This window comes from Arthrobacter sp. 10L424 (assembly GCF_056395325.1).
In genome coordinates, this window is record NZ_JBFTJH010000004.1 from 1 (window position 1) to 14,643 (window position 14,643).

Consider the following 14,643-nt stretch of genomic DNA (forward strand, 5'->3'; position numbering starts at 1 on the left):
GCTCAGCTCAAGACTCTTGGGACCAAGCTGCAGGCCGGTTCGTCCGAGATCGACAAGCAGAGGTCGCTGCTGACCAAGGTGCTCGAGGGCACCGACTGGAAGGGCCCGGACGCCGACAAGTTCCGCAGCGAATGGAACGGCCAGCACGTTGCCGCCCTGGCCAAGGTTTCCCAGGCGCTGCAGGAGGCCGGCAAGCAGGCCAGCCGCAACGCCACCGAGCAGGAAAGCGCTTCGCGCTAAGCCACGGTTCTTTCCCGCAGGGCCCGGACGCAGCAGCGTCCGGGCCCTGCCGGCTTAAGCCCTCCTTTTGGGCAGCCCCGCGCCCGGTAATCCGGACCGGACAATGTCGGCGATGTAAGGCAGGATAGGTCTGTGAGCACAGGGAACACTGCAGCAGAAGCCGACACTCAAACGCCCTCCGAGGCCGTGCGCGAAGAATACGAGGTCCTCGTCGAGGACGTCCGCAAGCACCGCTTCGCGTACTACCAGGAGGACGCGCCGATCATCTCCGACGCCGAGTTCGACGAACTCTACCGGCGGCTGGAGACGATCGAGGCCATGCATCCCGAGCTCGTGGCCAACGACTCCCCGACCCAGGAGGTGGGCGGCGAAGTATCCGCCGCCTTTGCCGCCGTCGAACATCTGCAGCGCATGTACAGCCTGGAGGACGTTTTCTCCCTCGAGGAACTGGAGGCGTGGGTCGCCAAGGCCGAAGCCAACATCACCAAACTCGGCAACGGCACACCCGCCTGGCTTACCGAACTCAAGATCGACGGCCTGGCCGTGAACCTGCTGTACCGCGACGGCGTCCTGGTCCGGGCCGCCACCCGCGGCGACGGCTACACCGGCGAGGACATCACCCACAATGTGCTGACCATCAAGGAGATCCCGCAGCAGCTGACCGGCGGAAACTATCCGGCCGAGATGGAGGTCCGTGGCGAGGTGTTCATTCCCTCCAAGGCCTTTGCCGAATTCAACGAGGCCCTGATCGAGGCCGGCAAGGCGCCCCTGGCCAACCCCCGCAACGCCGCCGCCGGCTCGCTGCGCCAGAAGGACCCCGCGGAAACCGCCAAGCGCCCGCTGAAGATGTACGTCCACGGCATCGGCGCCCGCGAGGGGCTCAGCACCGTCAGCCAGTCGGACACCTACCGCCAGCTCGCCGAGTGGGGCCTCCCCACCAGCCCGTACTTCGAGGTTCTCGGCAGCCTCAAGGAAGTGCTCGACTTCATCAAACGCTACGGCGACAAACGGCACAGCCTCACCCACGAGATCGACGGCATTGTGGTCAAAGTGGACGACTTCGCCACCCAGCGCGCACTCGGGTACACCTCGAGGGTGCCGCGCTGGGCTGTGGCCTACAAGTACCCGCCGGAGGAAGTGCACACCAAGCTGCTGGACATCGCAGTCAACGTGGGCCGCACCGGCCGGGTCACCCCCTTCGGCATCATGGAACCGGTCAAGGTGGCCGGCTCCACCGTAGGCATGGCCACCCTGCACAACCAGGACGTGGTCAAAGCCAAGGGCGTGAAAATCGGCGACATCGTGGTGCTCCGGAAAGCCGGGGACGTCATCCCGGAGATCGTGGGCCCGGTGCTTGCGCTCCGGGACCAGCAGGACCCGCCGGTGCGGGATTTTGTCATGCCCACTGAGTGCCCGTCCTGCGGGACTCCGCTCGCCCCGGGAAAAGAGGGGGACGTGGACATCCGCTGCCCCAATTCGCGGTCCTGCCCGGCCCAGCTGCGCGAACGCGTCTTCCACGTTGCCAGCCGCGGCGCTTTCGACATCGAGGCCCTGGGCTGGGAAGCCGCGATCGCCCTGACCCAGCCGGCCGAACCCGAAACCGCGCCGCTGACCACGGAGGCGAACCTGTTCCGGCTGACCCCCGAGGACCTCGCCGACGTCCGGATCCGGCGCGAAAAGCGGTCCAAGGGCGTGGCCACCGGCGAGTTCGAGCTGGTCCCGTACTTCTACAGCAAGGGCACCGCCAAGACGCCGTCCAAGCCCACTGCCACCACCGACAAGCTGTTCCGCGAACTGGAGAAAGCCAAGGCCCAGCCGCTCTGGCGCGTGCTCGTGGCACTGTCCATCCGGCATGTGGGCCCGCGGGCTTCCCGCGCGCTCGCGACGGCGTTCGGGAGCATGGACGGGATCCGGAAAGCCTCCGAAGAGCAACTCGCCCACGTCGACGGCGTCGGCCCTGTGATCGCGGCGGCCCTGACCGAATGGTTCACCGAGGACTGGCACCGCGAGATCGTGGACACCTGGGCGGCCGACGGCGTCCGGATGGAGGACGAACGCGACGAATCCATGCCGCGGACTCTGGAAGGACTGACCATCGTGGTGACCGGCAGCATGGAGGGCTTCAGCCGCGACGAGGCCAAGGAAGCCATCCTGATCCGCGGCGGCAAGGCGGCCGGTTCGGTCTCGAAGAACACCAGCTACGTGGTGGCCGGCGAGAACGCGGGCACCAAGCTGGACAAGGCCGAACAGCTCGGCGTGCCGGTCCTGGACGAGGACGGCTTCCGTGCGCTGCTGGCCAACGGCCCGGCGGACGCCGGCAGCGGCGGTTCTGAAGAACCGGGGGACTCAGAGTCCGGCGACGCGGGCGCCGGCGACGGCGCGCGGGAGGACTCCGAAGAGGACCACCGGGAAGCCGTGGCCGAATGAGCGCCGACGCCCCGGTCGGATCCGCCGGCTCCCTGCCGGCGGTGCTGCTGGACCTCGCGCAACGGGCGGCGGCAGCGGGCGCGGCAGTTCTGGCCGGCCGGAACACGGCCGAGCTGGACGTCAGCAACAAGGGGGATTCCGGTGACTGGGTCACAGCCTTCGACCTCGCCGCGGAAACCGCCGTCCGGGACGTCATCACCGGGGCGCGGCCGGACGACACCATCACCGGGGAGGAAGGCGGCACCGTCCTTCCCGCGTCGCCCAGCGGATACCGCTGGTCCATCGACCCGCTGGACGGCACCACCAACTTCATCCGCAACATCGTCTACTACGGCACCTCCGTGGCTGTGGCGGACCCCGACGGCGTCTGGCTGGCCGGCGTCGTCGACGCCCCGGCCCTGGGCCGGAGGTACTACGCCCTGCGCGGGCAAGGGGCGTGGCTCGAGGAGGGCGGCCGGCGGACGCAGCTCTTCGGACCCGTCGCCGGGCGCACCGGGCAGATCCTGGCCACCGGCTTCAGCTACGACCCGGACGTCCGGGCGGAACAGGCGGCCATTCTGGGCGGCCTTATGGACGGGTTCGCCGACGTCCGCCGCCTCGGCTCCGCCGCCCTGGACCTTTGCCTCGTGGCGGACGGAACCCATGACGCCTACGGTGAACGGGGACTCAACGAACACGACTTCGCCGCCGGAGCCCTGATCGCCGAGGAGGCCGGCTGCTGGGTCCGCCGTCCGCGGCTGACCAGCCCGCTGGCCGGCGGCCCCTCCGACGACGAACGGCTCGCGGCCTGGACCTGCGCCGGGACACTGGAGCTCTCCGGCAAGTTCCCACTCTGACCCCGATCCTGCCCCTGCCCCTGCCCCGGGCCTGTCAGGCCCGGACGGACCCTGCGAGGGCGCCCGAGTAACGGTTCAGGGGCCGTTCCAGTCCGTAGTGCTCGCGCAGCGTGTTCCCGGTATAGCCCGTGCGGAACAGCCCGCGGCGCCGGAGTACGGGCACCACCTGGTCCACGAAGGTTTCCAGGCCGGACGGAAGCACGGCCGGCATAATGTTGAAGCCGTCGGCTGCGCCGTTCTCGAACCACAACTGGATCGCGTCGGCCACCTGCTCCGGCGTTCCGGAGAAGGTCCGGTGCCCGCGGCCGCCGCCGAGCCGGCCGATCAGCTGCCGGACCGTCAACCGCTCCCGCCGGGCGAGTTCCACGATCAGCGTGTAACGGCTCTTGGCCCCTTCGATCGTGTCCTCGTCCGGAAGATCGGCCGGAAGCTGCCGGTCCAGCGGCAGATCTTCAGGCCTCACGCGCAAGGTCCGCGCGAGTTCGATCCGCGCATACTCCGGCTTGATGAGGTCATCCAGATCCTGTTCCAGGCGCTTGGCTTCCGCCTCCGTGGAGGCGATGACCGGGACAATGCCGGGCAGGATCTTGATCCCCTTCGGATCCCGTCCCGCGGCCGCGGTGCGCGCCTTCAGGTCCGCATAGAAGCGTTGTGCATCCTCCAGGGTCTGTTGGGCCGTGAAGACGGCCTCGGCGTAGCGGGCCGCGAGGTCTTTGCCGTCCTCGGAGGAGCCGGCCTGGACGATCAAAGGATAACCCTGCGGGGACCGGGGAACGTTGAGCGGGCCCTTGACCTTGAAATGCTTGCCCTCGTGCTCGATCGCCCGGACCCGGTCCGAATCGGCCCAGACCCCGGCGGCCTTGTCGGCCAGCACGGCATCGTCGTCCCAGCTGTCCCAGAGCTTGCCCGCGACATCCAGGAACTCCGCGGCGCGCTCGTAGCGGGAGGCGTGCGAGGGCTGGTCTTCGATCCCGAAATTCCGGGCGGCATCCGGACCTGCGGTGGTGACGACGTTCCAGCCGGCCCGGCCGCCGCTGACGAAGTCCACCGAGGCGAAACGGCGGGCGAGGTTGAACGGGTCGTTGTAGGTGGTGGAAGCCGTGGCGATCAGGCCGATCTTCTCCGTGGCCGCGGCGAGGGCCGTCAAAAGCACTGTCGGTTCCAGCTTGCCAACCGGGCGGCGTCCCACATTTCCGTAGATCACCGGGGAATCGGCGAAGAACACGGAGTCGAAGGTGCCCCGCTCCGCGATCCGGGCCAGATTCTGGTAGTGGCGGACGTCCGTGCTCGAGTGCGGGTTGCTTTCCGGCAGCCGCCAGGAGGCCTCATGGTGCCCGGTGCTCATCAGGAAGGCGTTCAGGTGGAGCGTGCGTTCGGAGTTGCTCATGGGGGTGTCCTTAATGTGTCGCGTTCGGCTGGGCGAGGGTGGCCGCGGCGGCCTTGTGGTGCTTGACGCCCAGGGCTTCCAATAGCTCCGAGTGGAGCTGGGCGAAGCCCGGGTCATACGGTGAGCGGTTGGATCCGGAGGCGACGCGGCGTTCCACCGCGACCTGTCCGCGGTCCAGGACAACGATGCGGTCCGCCAGTGCGATAGCTTCCTCCACGTCATGGGTGACCAGCAGGACGGCGGGCTGGTGGACGCTGACAAGTTCGGCCAGGAGGCTGTGCATCTTGAGCCTGGTCAGGGCGTCCAAGGCGCCGAAGGGCTCGTCGGCAAGGAGCAGTTCCGGGTCCCTGACGAGGGACCGTGCCAGTGCGACCCGCTGTTGCTCGCCGCCCGAGAGCTCGTGTGGCCAGGCTTTTTCGCGGCCGGCGAGTCCCACCTCGGCAAGGGCGCGGCGGCCGCGCTGTTCGGCGTCGTGATCCTTGAGCCCCAGCGTGACATTGCCGAGCACGGAGTCCCAGGGCAGCAGCCGGGAGTCCTGGAAGACGACAGAGACTTTTTCCGGCACTTCCACGGTGCCGCTGCCGCTGACGGCGTGGTCCAGTCCCGCCAGCGCCCGCAGCAGCGTGCTCTTCCCGCAGCCGCTGGGACCCAGCAATGCGACGAACTCGCCGGGGGCGATGTCCAGGTCGACGCCGTTCAGGACCCCCTTGGGCCCGTAACCCCGGACGAGTCCGCGGACCCGGACCGGACTCAGTCGGACAGTGTGCGTTGCCATGACAATGCCTTTCTCTGCAGGAGTTGGACTGCGCCGTCGGAGAGCAGCCCGAGGATGCCATAGACGGCGAGGCCGAGGACGATGATGTTCGTCTGGCCGTAGGTGCGCGCGAGCTCCATCATGTAGCCGATGCCGCTGGTTGAATTGATTTGTTCCACTACCACCAGGGAAACCCAGGCGCCGGTGACGGCGAAGCGCAGGCCGAGGAAGAATCCCGGGAGGGCGCCGGGCAGGACCACTTTGCGGATGAAGGTCAAGCGGCTGAGCCGGACGGTCTGGGCAAGCTCCACGTACTTGGTTTCGATGCTGCGCAGTCCGGCGTGCGTCTGGAGATAGATGGGGACGAAGACGCCCAGGGTGATGGTGAAGACCTTCATGGTTTCGTCGATGCCGAACCACAGGATCAGCAGCGGCAGGAGCGCCAGCGACGGGATGGCCCGTTTGATCTGGACGGGTCCGTCAATCAGGGCTTCACCGGCGCGGCTGAGCCCGGCCGCAAGCGCCAGCACCACACCGAGCACTATCCCGAATCCAAGGCCCAGCCCGGCCCGCTGGGCGGAAATCCCCAGGTGCTCCTGCAGCTTTCCCTCGGCCAGCAGGTCGCCCGCCGTGGCGACGACGGTCCACGGCTCGGACAGAACCCGGGTATCCAGCAGCCCGGTGGCGGAGGCAGCGAACCACGCCGCCAGCAGGAGAACCGGACCCAGCAGGGTGGCGAAGCGGCGGCGGGGACCCGGGCCGAGCCGCCGGGCACGCGGCCGGAGGTCCGGAGGCGGCGGTCCGGGCGGGGTGCCGGCGGACCCGCCGGACGTGCCGTCCGGTCCTTCGCCTGCTCCTGCTCCTGCCGCGAGCGTCCGCTGCGCGGCGAGAGTGGCCGCGCTCATGGCTTGGCCCCGGCCGTTGCGGCGGCCCCGGCTGTTGCGGCGGCCCCGGCGAAGGCGGTGCCGCCGATTGCCTCGAAGCGAAGATCGTAGAGGTTGCGGGCGTCCAGCTCGGGTTTCTTCTGCTCCCGGGAGAGCAGGTCGATGGTCTCCTGGTGGCGTGCGATCGCCTCGGTCCAGGACAGCGGGAGGTCCGCCTTGCCGTTGCTGTCGATCAGGTACTGGCCGTCGCCGGCGGCGAGGCCCTGGTCCTTGATGTAGTAGCCCTCAAGCCATTCCCTGGGGTGGTCCTCGATCCAGCGCTGCGCCACGCCCCAGTGCTGGACGTATTCACGCAGGGCAGCGGCCTTGGCCGGATCCTGGAGTACTTTCACCGGCGCGTAGAGATGGGAAGGGTCGTCGCGCAGCCCGTGTCGGAGGGTGGTCCCGCCGTCGGGGCCGTACTTGTTCTGGTACCGCTTGATGGACACCCCGCCGAGCGGGGCCGCGTCGACCTGTTTGGCCGCCAGCGCCGTTGGGTAGGCGTCGCCCGTGCTGGGCAGTTCGACCAGCTTGACGTCGCTTTGCTTGAGGCCGGCCTTCGCCAGGATCCGGAGCACCAGGGCGCCCTGGGCCTGGCCGGGACTGTAGGCGATCTTCTTGCCGCGGAGATCGGAGAGTTCCCTGATGCCGGCCCCGGGGGCGATGCCGAGCTCGTAGAGCGGGAAGTTCACGGCATCGACGCGGTACTTGCTGGCGACGATCTTCACGTCCAGGCCGGTCCAGGTGGCGTGGATCGGCGGGATGTCGGCGACTGCCCCGACGTCGAGGGCGTTGGCGCGGAACGCCTCGGTGGTCTGCGGACCGCCGGACAGGTTGGCGAACTTCACCGGGAACGTGAACTTGTCGATCTCACCGGACAGCTCCAGGGCCACTTTTGTGGCGGGATCGCCGACGACGAGCTCCGTTCCGGCCGGCACAGTGTCGGCTAGGGGCGCCGTCAACGGCGCGCTGTCCGCCCCTCCCGCAGCGTTGGCCTGGCCGCTGCAGGCACTGACCGCGAGCAGCAGCGGGATGGCGAACGCAGCGGCCCAGCCGGTGCGGGCGGCGGGACTTCGTCGGTTCTGCGGGCGGTGGGAAGGCTGGGCATGCGGAGTCATAAGGGCCTTTCGCGTTTTGTCGGTGCCACAGCCCCGGATCCGGGCATGGCGGGGCAGGGGCATGGCGGGACGGGCATGGACCGGGTCAGGCTGGCGGGGGAGTGCTGCGGAATGCGCGCACGTCCTGGGGGCTTGTCAGCGACAGATGGCGCTGGCGTGCCGCATGAGGAACAGGGACGTCGCAAGGGACGGCCGGGAGCGGATGACGGGCCAGGCTGTGATGTCAAGTGGCAGGATCTGCGTCATGTTTCCTCCTTGGCGTCGCGGTGGATTGCTCGGTGAAGACAATCAACCACAGCCCGACGGGGCCGCGCCAGCATTCCGGACGTCCGGAGCAACGGCAGGAAACGACGGGCAACATCGGGCCATGTGGCGCCATCGGGCGCCACATTGGGGCAACGATTCGCAACGGGGGGTCAAGGGCGCCGTTCTGATAGTTCAGTCACGGAAACGCCCGTTCCGGGGCCGGGCCGCCGCGCCCGCCCGTAACATGGACAGGTGCATCCGCAGATCCTCATTCGCCCCGCCGTTCCGGCTGACTTCGACTCCATCGCGCGCATCACCCGGGACGCCTACCTGGCCGCGGGCTACTTTGCGAGCGCCGACCACCCGTACATGCGGCAGATCCAGGACGTGGCCCGCCGGGCAGCCAACGCCACCATCTGGGTGGCCGAACGCGAGGGCCGGATCGTCGGCTCCGTGACCCTGGCCGTGGCCGGCGAACCCTATGCGGACATCGCGCAGGGCGATGAGCTGGAATTCCGGATGCTCGTAGTGGACCCCGACGTCCAGCGCAGCGGTGCCGGGAAGGCCATGGTGCACGCCATCCTGGACCATGCCCGGTCGTTGCCCGGGATCAGCGCCGTGGCATTGACCACGGGCCTGACCTGGGAAAGCGCCCACGGGCTCTACCGGAAGACCGGTTTCCAGCGGGCCCCGGAACGCGACTGGGTCGTGCCGGACACGGACATCAAACTCCTGGTGTACCGCCAGGAGCTCTAACACCGGGCTCCAGCCGCGCTAAGGCAGCACCCGCGGGAACGTACCCGTGGCCGTGTAGGGTTTTGGTCAATCGAAGCGCTTTTGGCGAAGGCATTCTGGAGGATCCATGGCACCGCAAATCCCGGCCTCAATCGACGGTAAACTCCTCGGCTTGTACCTCTCCGACCACCTGACCGGCGCCACCGCCGGCGTCTCCCGGATCCAGCGGATGGCCGAGGCTTTCGCCGACACCCCGGTGTCCGCCGAACTCTCCAGGGTCAGCGCGGAAGTCACCAGGGAACGGGACATACTCCTCGGCCTCATCCACGATCTGGGCGTCCGGCAGCGCCCGCACCGCCAGGCCGCGGCCTGGCTGGCCGAGCACGCCGGGCGGCTCAAGCTCAACGGCCGCATCATCCGCCGGTCCCCGATGACCATGGTGCTGGAGTCCGAACTGATGCGCGCCGCGATCCTGGGAAAGCTCGGCGGCTGGCAGACCCTGGAGGAGCTGGCCCCTGAACTGGGACTCGACCCGGCCACCTTCGCCGCCCTCGGCGAGGACGCCCGGTCCCAGATCGAGGCCCTCACCCGCGTCCACGAGCACGCCCGCAGCAACGCCTTTCGCAAGAACCGGGACATCGGCGGCTGACCGTCAAAACCCTCGTCCTCTGACGTGCAGGGACCGTCCGAGGGCACTTTGGGCGCCATTTTCGACGTCGGCGCTGTAGTTGACGGTGTGTCCGCGCCAATGTGCCCCCGGAGCGCAGCGGCCCCCAAAGTGGAGAGCCTGCGGCGGGCGCGCAGCCCGGCAATAACCCGGCCCGCCCGACACATTTCCGCCGGTTTACCGGCCGCAGCTCCTGCCGCCCTAAAGTGGTGCCGACTCCCACGCCACACTGCGAAAGGCACTTCCATGCGCAAGACATTCGGCACCGGTTCCGTCTGGGAACAGAAGGTCGGCTACTCCCGGGCGGTCCAGGTGGACAACACGCTATACATCTCCGCCACCGCCGCCAGCGGCGAGGACGGCATCGTGGGTGCGGACTTCTACACCCAGACCCGCTTCATCCTGGACAAGCTTGGCACCGTCCTGGCCGACGCCGGCTTCGGCTACGCGGACGTCGTGCAGTCCAAGCTGTACCTGACGGACATCAGCCAGTGGGAGGAAGCCGGACGCGCCCACGGCGAAGTCTTCGGCGAGATCCGCCCCACCCTGGCACTGGTCCACGTGCTCCCGTTCCTGGATCCCAAGATGCTGGTCGAGATCGAGCTCGTCGCCCAGAAGAGCGCCAGCTAACACCAACGCGGGGTCACTTACGGTCCGTCCCGGGGCCCCGGATGGGCCGGAAGTGACCCTGCGTTGCTTGTACTAGCGGTCAGACGCCGGCGGACGCCGGCAGCCCGTAGCGGTGCTCGGGCCGCCCGGTGGTGCCGTAGCGCAGCTGGATGTCGACGGCGCCGTCGTCGGCCAGCGCTGAGAGGTACCGCTGGGCGGTGGCCCGGGAAACGCCCACGCGGGTGGCCACCTCGGCCGCGGAATACTGCTCGCCCGGTTCCAGCGATTCCAGCACCGCGGCCTCTGTGGCGGACCGGGGCTTGGCCGAGGCGATGACATCCCCTGGGATGAGCGCTCGCTTGGCCCGCTCCACCGTCTCCTGGGTGACGTTCCCCGGCTGGGCCAGGATCCGCCGGTAGCGCGCATAGGAGCGCAGCAGCTGGGACAGCGACTCGGCCGTGAACGGCTTCAGCAGGTAGCCCAGCGCGCCGCGCCGGAACGCGAGCCGGAGGGAGGCCGTGTCCGCGGCGGCGCTCAGGATCATCGTGTCCACGTCCAGCTGGTGCAGCAGGTCCAGGCCCGACGCGTCCGGCAGGTAGACATCCAGCAGCACCAGGTCCGGGCGCAGGCTGTGGATGGCCTGGAGCGCCAGCGAGGCCGATCCTGCCGGGGGCAGCGCCAGGAAGCCCGCCACCGAGTCCACATAGGCCGCGTGCAGCTTGGCCACGTGGAAATCGTCATCGACAATCAACACACGGAGGTCCTCAGACATCGTTGTCCCTTTCAGTGGGCTTCGTTTCTCTGGACTCCGGGCCATAGGCCGCCGTCGTCCCCGGCAGGGTCGCCATGAACACCGCGCCCGGGCCCCCGGGGGAGCCCGGGTCCAGCACCCGCACGTCCCCTCCGCGGCGGCGCGCCAGCTGGCGTGCCAGCGCCAGTCCCAGGCCGTGGCCGGCTCCCGCCCGGACCGGGCGTTCCGAGGTGGTGAAGCCTTCCTCGAACACCACGTCGGCGTCACTGCCCGCGTCAGCGGCCGGCAGTCCGTCGCCGGAATCCCCGACGACGATATGCAGCGTGCCGCCGTCGGCTCCGGTGCCAGGCCCGTCGAGCACCTCCACCTCGACCCAGCGGTCCGGCGCGGAACCCGCGACGGCGGCGTTCACGGCGTTGTCGATCAGGTTGCCGAGGACAGTGGTGACTTCCTGCGGTTCGGTGACCTGGCCGCGGACCAGGGTTTCCGGGCCCAGCCGCAGCGTCACGCCGCGTTCGTCCGCTTCCACGCCCTTGGCGCCGAGGAAGGCCTGCAGGTACGGGTCCTGGAGCAGCTCGGCCTGGTCCACCGGGAACTTCAGCGGCCCGGTGGCTGCGAGCCGTGCCAGGTAGTCGCGGGCCTGCTGGTGCTGGCCGATGCTCATAAAGCCGGCGATGGTGTGGAGCTGGTTGGCGAACTCGTGCCGCTGGGCCCGGAGCGCGGTGGACATGGTCCCCACGGCATCGAGTTGGCGGGTCAGCTGCTGGAGTTCGGTCCGGTCCCGCAGCATCACCACCCAGCCGAGGTCCTCGCGGCCGTGCAGGGCCTTGCGGGCGCTCGCCACCAGCACGCGGCCGCCGGCGACGAGTTCCACCGCGTCGCCTTCCGCGGCGTCGGCCCGGGTGAGGGCGAGCAGTTGCGCCGGAACCGGCGCGTCAGCCCATGGTGTTCCGGTGAGGTCGGGTTGGTCCAGCAGCCGTTGCGCGGCGGCGTTGAACACGCTGATCCTGCCGTCAGCGGCGACGCCGACCACGCCGTCGTCGACGCCCTGCAGGACCGCCACCTGGTCGTGGACCAGGGTGCTGATTTCCTCCGGCTCCAGCCCCAGCGTCAGCCGCTGGAGCCGCCGCCGGAGCAGGAAGGAGGCGAACACGCCCACCAGCAGGGCGCCGGCGGCGGTCACGACGATCGGAACGACGTCCCGGGCCAGGCTCTGGCCGATGGTCTCGGTGGAGTAGCCCACGCTGACCTCGCCCACCACGGTGTCCGCGCCCGGGGCGAACACCGGGACCTTGGCGCCGGCAGACGGGCCGAGGGTTCCGGTGTTCCGGGTGGTGACTTCCTTGCCGGCCAGGGCCTCGGACGGGTCCGTGCTGACCCGCTCGCCCAGCCGTTCGGCGTCGGGGTGGGCCAGGCGCAGGCCGGTCTCGTCGGTGATAACCACAAAGAGGGCGCCGGTGCGGGTGCGGGCGCCCTCGGCGGCAGACATCAGCGGCCCGCCCAGCAGTTCGGCGGCCGGGGGAGTGCCGGGCAGGGCGCTGATCTGCTGGACTTCAGCCCGTACGTTGGGGTCCGAGGCCACCGTCCGGGCCAGCGTCAGGGCCTGGTTCTCCGCCTCGCGGCCCAGCCGGTCGTAAGTGAGCCAGACGTGGACAGCGCTCGTCAGGAGCACCACCAGCGCCACGACCCCCAGCTGGAGCAGCACGGTCTGGGTGGAGAAGCGCAGAGGAGCCCGTCCGGCTAAGCGCTGGCCGGTCAACCGTGCCACGGCGGTCCTCCTTCGGTTGTGAGCAGAATGCGCAAAATGCGTCCAATAAGCAGTATGCCAATCAAATGAGGCAAAGACCCAGCCGTGACGCGCGCCACTCTAACGTCTGTAGTACGCATCACACCGGGGTGGTGCGATTCAATGAAGAAGGAGCCGGCCGTGCTGGTATTACTAGGATTCGCCATGATCGCGGTATTCATGGTGCTGATCATGACCAAGAAGCTGACGCCAGTGCTGGCGCTCATCATCGTCCCCACAGTCTTCGGACTCTTCGCCGGCGCAGGCCTCGGCATCGGCCCCATGGTCATGGACTCCATGAAGTCGATGACGTCCACGGCGGCCCTGCTGATGTTCGCCATCATCTACTTCGGCCTGATGATCGACGTCGGGCTCTTTGACCCCCTGGTCCGGTTCATCCTGCGCAAACTCGGCAACGACCCCGCCAAGGTGGTCCTCGGCACGGCCATCCTCGCCGCCGCCGTCTCGCTCGACGGCGACGGCTCCACCACCTTCATCCTCACCACCGCGGCCATGCTGCCCGTCTACCTGCGCCTCAAGATGAGCCCCGTGGTCCTCACCTGCGTCGCCGGCCTGGCCAACGGCACCATGAACATCCTCCCCTGGGGCGGCCCCACCGCCCGTGCCGCAACGGCGCTCAAGCTCGACGTCAACGATGTCTTTGTCCCCATGATCCCGTCCCTCATTGCGGGCCTGGTCGTAGTGTTCGTCTTCTCCTGGCTCCTGGGCCTGCAGGAACGCAACCGGCTCCGCGCCGTGGCCCCGGAAATCTGGGCCGAAGGCGTTGAGTTCGACGGCGGCACCGGTGGCAGCAGCAAGAGCACCCGTCCCTCCGGCGGAACCCCCGCCGGCAACGGCTCGGTGGCTGTCCTGGAACGCACCGAAGTGCTCGTCGATGACCGCGATTCCGCCATGGCAGACACCGCACTGGACCCCAACCGCGCCACGCTGCGTCCCAAGCTGTTCTGGTTCAACCTCGGCCTGACGGTTGCAGTCATGGTGACGCTCATCGCCAACATCATTCCGCTTCCGTTCGTCTTTATGGTCGGCGCCGCCATCGCCCTGCTGGTCAACTTCCCCAACGTCAAGGACCAGGGCGCCCAGCTGATCGCCCACGCACCGTCGATCGTCGCCGTCGTCAGCATGGTCATGGCCGCCGCCGTCCTCACCGGCGTCCTGAACGGCACCGGCATGGTCAAGGCCATGTCCGAATGGCTCGTCGCGATCATCCCCTCCGACATGGGTCCGTTCATGGCAGTCATTACCGGCGTGCTCAGCATCCCGATGACGTTCTTTATGAGCAACGACGCCTTCTACTTCGGTGTCCTCCCGGTGCTCAGCGAGACGGCCGGCCACTACGGCATCAGCGCAGTGGACATGGCCCGCGCCTCGATCACCGGCCAGCCCTTCCACCTGCAGAGCCCGCTGGTCCCGGCGATCCTGCTCCTGGTGTCCCTCGCCAAGGTGGACCTGGGCGACCACCACAAAAAGGTCCTCTGGCGCACCGCCGTCATCTCCCTGGTCATGCTGGGAGTAGGCGTCCTGACCGGAGCCATCGGCATCGGCTGACCAACCAACAGCACCACAAGAACAAACATCGAGACTGTTGGGTTCGGAGTTTTCCGGACCCGACAGTCTCGTCGTTTGTGGTGGTGAAGTCCGCGGCCGCCGAAGGTGAGCAAGGCACATCGGCGACGGGACGGACATCCGGAAGCGTGCGTCTAAGCGAGGGACGAGCGAGCACGCGGAGGATCGTCCGGCCTGGCGCCGAAAAGGCAACCACAGCCGGCGATCAGCCGGGAAGTAACAGCAGCTCAACCCACGTAGACTGGGACGGAAAATAATCCGAACTTGCAGGGGAGATCCATGGCTGCGATCAACCGCGACGACGTCGCGCATCTCGCGCGTCTCGCGCACATCGAGATGAGTGCTGAAGAGCTGGACCGGATGGCCGGCGAACTCGCCGTCATCGTCGATTCAGTGAAGTCCGTCAGTGAAGCCGCCGGTGATGACGTCCCGGCCACGTCCCACCCGATTCCGCTGACGAATGTGTTCCGCGAGGACGTTGTGGGCCACACTTTCACGGCCGAGCAGGCACTCTCCGGCGCCCCCGATGCGTACGAAGGCCGCTTCAAGGTCCCGGCAATCCTGGATGAGGGCTAAG

14 protein-coding genes are annotated in these 14,643 nt (G+C 68.4%); 8 read left to right on the forward strand and 6 right to left on the reverse strand.

Annotated elements, in window-relative coordinates; translation table 11 throughout:
* The 3 genes from AC1DC5_RS09725 to AC1DC5_RS09735 all read left to right on the forward strand — a co-directional run.
* A partial coding sequence (locus tag AC1DC5_RS09725; RefSeq protein WP_441405599.1) for a hypothetical protein occupies window positions 1-240 on the forward strand: 240 nt, incomplete at its 5' end.
* A gap of 132 nt (window positions 241-372) precedes the next feature.
* On the forward strand, window positions 373-2,667 hold the full coding sequence (ligA, locus tag AC1DC5_RS09730) for an NAD-dependent DNA ligase LigA (protein WP_476865004.1): 2,295 nt from the start codon (window positions 373-375) through the stop codon (window positions 2,665-2,667).
* Entirely contained in the window at window positions 2,664-3,503 is an 840-nt protein-coding gene (locus AC1DC5_RS09735) for an inositol monophosphatase family protein (RefSeq protein ID WP_476865005.1), read from the forward strand. The genes ligA and AC1DC5_RS09735 overlap by 4 nt, the downstream gene beginning before the upstream one ends.
* A 34-nt stretch (window positions 3,504-3,537) precedes the next feature.
* On the opposite strand, the gene AC1DC5_RS09740 is transcribed toward AC1DC5_RS09735, so the two are convergent.
* Genes AC1DC5_RS09740 through AC1DC5_RS09755 form a run of 4 tightly spaced genes read right to left on the reverse strand, consistent with a single transcriptional unit; the run spans window position 3,538 to window position 7,685 of the window.
* Complete coding sequence (locus AC1DC5_RS09740; RefSeq protein WP_476865006.1) at window positions 3,538-4,890, reverse strand: LLM class flavin-dependent oxidoreductase; 1,353 nt, start codon at window positions 4,888-4,890, stop codon at window positions 3,538-3,540.
* 10 nt (window positions 4,891-4,900) lie between these two features.
* Window positions 4,901-5,665: an ABC transporter ATP-binding protein gene (locus tag AC1DC5_RS09745; RefSeq protein ID WP_476865007.1), complete on the reverse strand. Its 765-nt coding sequence runs from the start codon at window positions 5,663-5,665 to the stop codon at window positions 4,901-4,903.
* Window positions 5,641-6,549, reverse strand: a complete 909-nt coding sequence (locus AC1DC5_RS09750) for an ABC transporter permease (RefSeq protein ID WP_476865008.1) — start codon at window positions 6,547-6,549, stop codon at window positions 5,641-5,643. The genes AC1DC5_RS09745 and AC1DC5_RS09750 overlap by 25 nt, the downstream gene beginning before the upstream one ends.
* Window positions 6,546-7,685 carry an ABC transporter substrate-binding protein gene (locus AC1DC5_RS09755; RefSeq protein ID WP_476865009.1) on the reverse strand — a complete coding sequence of 380 codons (1,140 nt, stop codon included), beginning with the start codon at window positions 7,683-7,685 and terminating at the stop codon, window positions 6,546-6,548. The genes AC1DC5_RS09750 and AC1DC5_RS09755 overlap by 4 nt, the downstream gene beginning before the upstream one ends.
* A 498-nt stretch (window positions 7,686-8,183) precedes the next feature.
* On the opposite strand from AC1DC5_RS09755, the gene AC1DC5_RS09760 reads away from it, so the two are divergent.
* From AC1DC5_RS09760 to AC1DC5_RS09770, 3 genes are all read left to right on the forward strand, one after another.
* Window positions 8,184-8,687: a GNAT family N-acetyltransferase gene (locus AC1DC5_RS09760; RefSeq protein WP_476865010.1), complete on the forward strand. Its 504-nt coding sequence runs from the start codon at window positions 8,184-8,186 to the stop codon at window positions 8,685-8,687.
* 106 nt (window positions 8,688-8,793) lie between these two features.
* Window positions 8,794-9,315 (forward strand): hypothetical protein, encoded by a 522-nt coding sequence (locus AC1DC5_RS09765; RefSeq protein ID WP_476865011.1) that lies wholly within the window; start codon window positions 8,794-8,796, stop codon window positions 9,313-9,315.
* A gap of 264 nt (window positions 9,316-9,579) precedes the next feature.
* Complete coding sequence (locus AC1DC5_RS09770; RefSeq protein WP_441405590.1) at window positions 9,580-9,963, forward strand: RidA family protein; 384 nt, start codon at window positions 9,580-9,582, stop codon at window positions 9,961-9,963.
* Window positions 9,964-10,042: 79 nt separating this feature from the next.
* Here the strand turns inward: AC1DC5_RS09770 and AC1DC5_RS09775 are convergent, their stop codons facing one another.
* On the reverse strand, window positions 10,043-10,714 hold the full coding sequence (locus tag AC1DC5_RS09775) for a response regulator (protein ID WP_441405589.1): 672 nt from the start codon (window positions 10,712-10,714) through the stop codon (window positions 10,043-10,045).
* The gene (locus tag AC1DC5_RS09780; RefSeq protein ID WP_476865012.1) at window positions 10,707-12,461 is read right to left on the reverse strand and encodes a sensor histidine kinase; all 1,755 of its coding nucleotides are present in this window, start codon (window positions 12,459-12,461) and stop codon (window positions 10,707-10,709) included. Before AC1DC5_RS09780 ends, AC1DC5_RS09775 begins: the two co-directional genes overlap by 8 nt.
* Before the next feature lie 159 nt (window positions 12,462-12,620).
* Between AC1DC5_RS09780 and AC1DC5_RS09785 the strand changes: the two genes are divergently transcribed.
* Both AC1DC5_RS09785 and gatC read left to right on the forward strand, forming a co-directional pair.
* Window positions 12,621-14,048 carry a CitMHS family transporter gene (locus AC1DC5_RS09785; RefSeq protein WP_476865013.1) on the forward strand — a complete coding sequence of 476 codons (1,428 nt, stop codon included), beginning with the start codon at window positions 12,621-12,623 and terminating at the stop codon, window positions 14,046-14,048.
* 297 nt (window positions 14,049-14,345) lie between these two features.
* The gene (gatC, locus tag AC1DC5_RS09790) at window positions 14,346-14,642 is read left to right on the forward strand and encodes an Asp-tRNA(Asn)/Glu-tRNA(Gln) amidotransferase subunit GatC (RefSeq protein WP_056432749.1); all 297 of its coding nucleotides are present in this window, start codon (window positions 14,346-14,348) and stop codon (window positions 14,640-14,642) included.
* Window position 14,643: the final 1 nt, after the last annotated feature.

Bases quoted from the DNA above. Each gene is read 5' to 3' on its own strand.
- AC1DC5_RS09735 (WP_476865005.1), top strand. From the start codon at position 2,664: ATGAGCGCCGACGCCCCGGTCGGATCCGCCGGCTCCCTGCCGGCGGTG.
- AC1DC5_RS09740 (WP_476865006.1), bottom strand. From the start codon at position 4,890: ATGAGCAACTCCGAACGCACGCTCCACCTGAACGCCTTCCTGATGAGC.
- AC1DC5_RS09745 (WP_476865007.1), bottom strand. From the start codon at position 5,665: ATGGCAACGCACACTGTCCGACTGAGTCCGGTCCGGGTCCGCGGACTC.
- AC1DC5_RS09750 (WP_476865008.1), bottom strand. From the start codon at position 6,549: ATGAGCGCGGCCACTCTCGCCGCGCAGCGGACGCTCGCGGCAGGAGCA.
- AC1DC5_RS09755 (WP_476865009.1), bottom strand. From the start codon at position 7,685: ATGACTCCGCATGCCCAGCCTTCCCACCGCCCGCAGAACCGACGAAGT.
- AC1DC5_RS09765 (WP_476865011.1), top strand. From the start codon at position 8,794: ATGGCACCGCAAATCCCGGCCTCAATCGACGGTAAACTCCTCGGCTTG.
- AC1DC5_RS09770 (WP_441405590.1), top strand. From the start codon at position 9,580: ATGCGCAAGACATTCGGCACCGGTTCCGTCTGGGAACAGAAGGTCGGC.
- AC1DC5_RS09775 (WP_441405589.1), bottom strand. From the start codon at position 10,714: ATGTCTGAGGACCTCCGTGTGTTGATTGTCGATGACGATTTCCACGTG.
- gatC (WP_056432749.1), top strand. From the start codon at position 14,346: ATGGCTGCGATCAACCGCGACGACGTCGCGCATCTCGCGCGTCTCGCG.